The sequence below is a fragment of the Mesorhizobium sp. M7A.T.Ca.US.000.02.2.1 genome, assembly GCF_003996995.1.
Lineage (GTDB): Bacteria > Pseudomonadota > Alphaproteobacteria > Rhizobiales > Rhizobiaceae > Mesorhizobium.
The window spans coordinates 1-4,368 of sequence record NZ_RZTT01000467.1; the positions used below are offsets into that span (position 1 = coordinate 1).

The following is a 4,368-nucleotide window of genomic DNA, read 5'->3' on the forward strand; positions in this document are numbered from 1 at the left end:
CAACCGTACGTGGCAACCCTTTGCTCCGGAGCGGATGATCACGCCAGCAGCCTGCGGGCAATGGTCGCCCAGAAGTCGCGCCGCGAGACCCTCGACATCGCCCGGGCCGGCAATCTCGGCCGCCTCCCTCGTGTTGCAGCTCAGCCATGTGGTGCGGGCAAGCACCCGCGACAGGATGGAGCGTGGAATGTCCGAGATGACCGGCGTCGGATCGAAGACGAAGGGAATATTCGCCGGCAGCGCCTCGATCCAGTCGGTGAGCGCATCGCGGCTCTTGGGGTAGCTCAGCGTATAGCCGGAGGTGAACACCCAGTCTCCCGGCGCCACCGCGACGGGCGCCATCATATCGAGGCTGAGTACGCTCTCCGCACCTGGCCATGACACGAAGGTGCGTTCGGCGTCGCTGGAGATCATGGCGACGCAATTGCCACTGTCCATCAAGGGCGATGGCGGCGTCAGTGTCGCGATGTTCTCGGCCATGAAGGCGGCGCGCAGGAAGTCGCCATTCGGCCCACTGCCGAGCTGGCCGCCGAACACCACCTGCATGCCGGTGCGGCTGGCCGCCACCATCATGTTGAAGCCGCCGCCGGCGACCTGGGCGAAGCTCGATGCCGTCTTTTCCATGCCGGGCGCCGGCAAAGCGTCGATGCGGTAGACATAATCGACCACGGCACTGCCGATATGGACGAGACGGCCGCTCACGCCGCCGCGTCCTTGCTGGAACCGGCTTTCGCCGCCCTTGCCGCGACAAGGTCGGCGGCGAGCGCGCCAACCTCTGACAAGTCGATGCCGACAAGCCGGAGGATGTACTCTTGCGGCAATCGGGAAAAGCCGGTGCAGGCGCCGGCCATGCCGGCAGCGATGGCGCCGATCGTATCGGTGTCGCCGCCGAGATTGGCGCTGATGATGGCTGCTTGCCAGGGGTCGCCACGGGCGACTTCCAGCACGGCGAAGGCAGCCGGAACGGATTCCTGGCTGGCGACGCCGGTGCCGACCAGATCGGTGATCAGCCGGAGCGCATCCCGCATCGCCTTGCCACGCACGATGTCCTGCGCCCAGACGATACGCGCGGCGATGTCGCCGCCGGTGACCCAATGTCCGAGCGTCGCCCCTCGCCTCGCCGCCGCGACCGCGCTGGCCGAAGCATCGCGCCAACCGCCGCCGGCGACGCCGCGGCTGACGGCGGCTGCGACGGCTGCGGCCGAGGCTATGGCGATCGAGGTGTTGTGCGTCGCCCGGCAAGTCTCCGCCACCTTGCCGACGAACGTCTCCAACGGTTCAAGCGGCATCATGATTCCGACAGGCGCGATACGCATGGCCGCGCCATTGGTGTCGCCGCTGCGTCCCGCTTCCTCGGCCGGTACGCCATTGTTGATGGCATCGATGGCACGCTTGGTCGACGGCCCCAAAAGATCATAGCTGCCGCGCGCCTTGACCTCGCGCTCCCAGTCGAGCAGCGCATTGACCCAGCGCGCGTGGTCGAAACGGTCGCCGGATTCGACCAGGATGCGGCCGAGCAGCAGCGCCTGTTCGGTATCGTCGGTGATGGTTCCGGCGGCCAGGCCCTTCGACACCGGATGATCGGCGAAAGGCTCGATGAAATCCTCTACATGGCCGTAGAGTTCGGCAATGCGAGCCGGCGACAAAAGCTGCGTCGGCATGCCGAGCGCGTCTCCCAGCGCTCCGCCGACAAGCGCGCCCATGGCGCGATCGATGGTCTTGCTGGTTGCATCCGACATCGCTCAGAACCTCATATGCAGCGCAAAATGTGCCGGATTGAGCAGGCTGGTGACATACTCGATCGGCCGATCGTCAGCCGCACGCGTCAACCGGCGCCCGCGCAGGAAGGGCGTGCCTTGTGGGCAACCGAGGATGGCCGCATCCTCGGCATTGAGCATCTCGATCTCGACCCATTCCTCGCCATGGTCGGGAATGAGGCCGGCGGCGCGCAGCGTCTGGTGCAGCGAGCCCTCGCGCAGTCCGCGCAACGGTACGTCCTCAAGCTCGGAGGACAATGGCAGCCGGCTGCGCTCGATGGAGATCGCATGGCCGTCGCTGGCGTTGGTGCGCACCCGGTCAACGGCAATGAAGAACGGGCTTTCGATACCAAGCAGCGCAGCCAGATCGGGGTCTTCGATGACCTCCAGCCGCAGCGTCCGCGTCTCGGCATTGGCGCCGGCATCGGCCAGCGCCCGCGACCAGCCGATCGCGTCGTCGACCGGCTTGCCGTCGAAGGTGACGAACGAGCCGATACCGACCCTGGTCGTGATCAGCCCGCGGCTCGACAGTTCCTCGAGGCCCTTGCGGACCGTATTGCGGCTCACGGAAAAGCGCTGGACGAGTTCGTTCTCGCTTTGAAGGCGGTCGCCGAAGCCGAGAACGCCGGAGCGGATCTCATGTTCGAGGACGGTGGCGATCTGCTCGGGCTTGCCCGTGCCGGGAGACAGTTGAACCGCGCGCCGTTTCATAAGGGACCTGTTCAATGAACCTGTATAATCCTGTTCAATACAGAGGCCCGGATGCCTTGTCAACGGATGCTGAAGACTGACCGAAAGGCAGCGGAATGGGCGGAATAACCGTGCAGGGCGTGCCGAGAGGCAGGTCAATAGCCCCGAAAAGCCGGTCGGCCATCGCCAAAAGAGGCACACATCCAAGGGGATGGAGCCAGATCCTGATTCAATTTCACCGGGGCAGGCTACGGGATCGACACCTCACGCGGTTCGACGAGGATGTCCGCCTCGATCGCCGCGTTGATGAACGCTGCCCTTGCCGCCGAGACTTCTTTCTTTCCCTCGAGCACGGCCAGACAGACCTTGCGGGCAACCATATGCTTTTGCCCGGTCGCAACCGGCCAGCGGTTCAGCAGGATGTCTGCAGCCTGAGCGACCCGCTCCACGTTGAAGATCGAGTTTCGCGATCGGCCGAGCGCAATCCTGACCGGCTCATCGAAACGCTGATCTTGCACGATGCCACTCCCCAAAGTCGGCATTCATCGATTCGCGGCCTTCAACCCCGAGCAATGTGATAGGTTCCGCGCTAAAGGTGCAAGATGTCCGATTCCAGTGGCCAGAAAAATCCCAGGCTGATCGTCGTGGTCGCCTTCGATCGCGGTGAGGATGGCGAGCTGTTCCCAGCCTTTGGACCCGCCGACCAGCAAAGCGAAGACCGCGCTATACGCACCGCCAAGGCTCTGGCGGCAAAGCATGCCGGCGTCATCGCCTGGAGCCGTGAGGCCGATCCGACGCTAGGCGAATACGGCCCGCCGAACACGCTCTTCGTCAGCGGCGACGTACCTGACATGGAGTAATCTGGCGTCAGGATCCGGCCTGCGCTCAATGCCGCAGCCAGAACGGAGACTTCTCAGAAAACACCCGCCTTTCCTTGAAGCTTGATGCAAGCCGGTTCCCTCGCCCATCAAGCAAAAGCCCGCCACGGTGAACCGGAGCGGGCCTTGGAGGAGGACAAGGGGTGGGACCCTCTCCTCTTGTTTCCACGGGGGGGGTGTGGACCGCAATGACCATACGAAATTTTTGCAGAGTGCAGGATCACAAGCCGGCTTGCCTGCATCACAATCCGGTGCGCGCCGACATTGGGGGCGCTCACGAGATTGCGATCTGTCGGCGACAACCGGGCGGGCCAGGCTAGATGCGCCCGAGCACGACAAGCACGATGACGATGAGCAGCACGAGCCCGAGGCCGCCGCCGCCATAGTAGCCGGCGCCATAAAAAGGACCTCCGCCGAGGCCGCTGAAGCCGCCAAGCAGGGCAAGGATAAGAATGATGATCAGTATGGTTCCAAGGCTCATGGCTTTCAGCTCCCGTTAGCGCTGACGCATTGGGTCGAACATCGCGGCCGCGATGTTCGAGGACGAGAACGTTCCCAAGGCTCTACCGTTCCGTGCGATCGTGGCAACGGAAACGGCCATCCAACGTGATGGAAGCCAGAACTTTGATACCGGCACGCCAATGAACGCGGAAAGCCCGCCAGTGTGGCGGGCCTTCCGACCAGCCGGAGGCCAGGAACATGCGGCCGGGCCTCAGGGCCGGTTCGGCACCTCCAGTCCCGGCACCTCCAGCATCAGCGGCGCGCGATCAGGAGGCAGAGTTGCCGGAGGTCGCGGTCGTAAGCGCCTTCGCTGCCGAGCACGTCGACGCAGCGCTTCTTCATTCGCGCCACGTTGCTATCCGACATCTGGGCCACGACACCCGGCAGGCTCGGCCTGCTGGGGTTTGACGGATTGGACGGATTGCTCGGGTTCGACGGATTGATGCCGCCCCCAATACCCACGCCGACGCCGACGCCGACGCCGCTCGTCCCGCCCACATTGGCGCTGAGGCCGGCAGCAATGCCGCCAGATCCTCCAACAT

At 64.6% G+C, this 4,368-nt stretch carries 6 protein-coding genes and 1 pseudogene; 1 reads left to right on the forward strand and 6 read right to left on the reverse strand.

The features are described 5' to 3' along the window. From EOD15_RS29455 to EOD15_RS29470, 4 genes are all read right to left on the reverse strand, one after another. The coding region (locus EOD15_RS29455) for a PfkB family carbohydrate kinase (RefSeq protein WP_127409084.1) at positions 1 to 702 on the reverse strand (702 nt) is incomplete at its 3' end. Next, positions 699 to 1,739 (reverse strand): ADP-ribosylglycohydrolase family protein, encoded by a 1,041-nt coding sequence (locus EOD15_RS29460; protein WP_127409085.1) that lies wholly within the window; start codon positions 1,737 to 1,739, stop codon positions 699 to 701. The genes EOD15_RS29455 and EOD15_RS29460, both read right to left, overlap by 4 nt. Before the next feature lie 3 nt (positions 1,740 to 1,742). Beyond that, complete coding sequence (locus tag EOD15_RS29465) at positions 1,743 to 2,468, reverse strand: GntR family transcriptional regulator (RefSeq protein ID WP_127322871.1); 726 nt, start codon at positions 2,466 to 2,468, stop codon at positions 1,743 to 1,745. 227 nt (positions 2,469 to 2,695) lie between these two features. Further along, positions 2,696 to 2,965: a DUF982 domain-containing protein gene (locus EOD15_RS29470; RefSeq protein WP_027035091.1), complete on the reverse strand. Its 270-nt coding sequence runs from the start codon at positions 2,963 to 2,965 to the stop codon at positions 2,696 to 2,698. 84 nt (positions 2,966 to 3,049) lie between these two features. On the opposite strand from EOD15_RS29470, the gene EOD15_RS29475 reads away from it, so the two are divergent. Further along, positions 3,050 to 3,307, forward strand: coding sequence for a hypothetical protein (locus EOD15_RS29475; protein ID WP_127268781.1), 258 nt, complete (start codon positions 3,050 to 3,052; stop codon positions 3,305 to 3,307). Positions 3,308 to 3,641: 334 nt separating this feature from the next. Here the strand turns inward: EOD15_RS29475 and EOD15_RS29480 are convergent, their stop codons facing one another. Beyond that, a complete protein-coding gene (locus EOD15_RS29480) occupies positions 3,642 to 3,806 on the reverse strand; it encodes a DUF3309 family protein (protein WP_127268780.1) in 165 nt (54 codons plus the stop codon). A gap of 272 nt (positions 3,807 to 4,078) precedes the next feature. Next, positions 4,079 to 4,368, reverse strand: a pseudogene (locus EOD15_RS29485) (hypothetical protein); the annotation flags it as partial.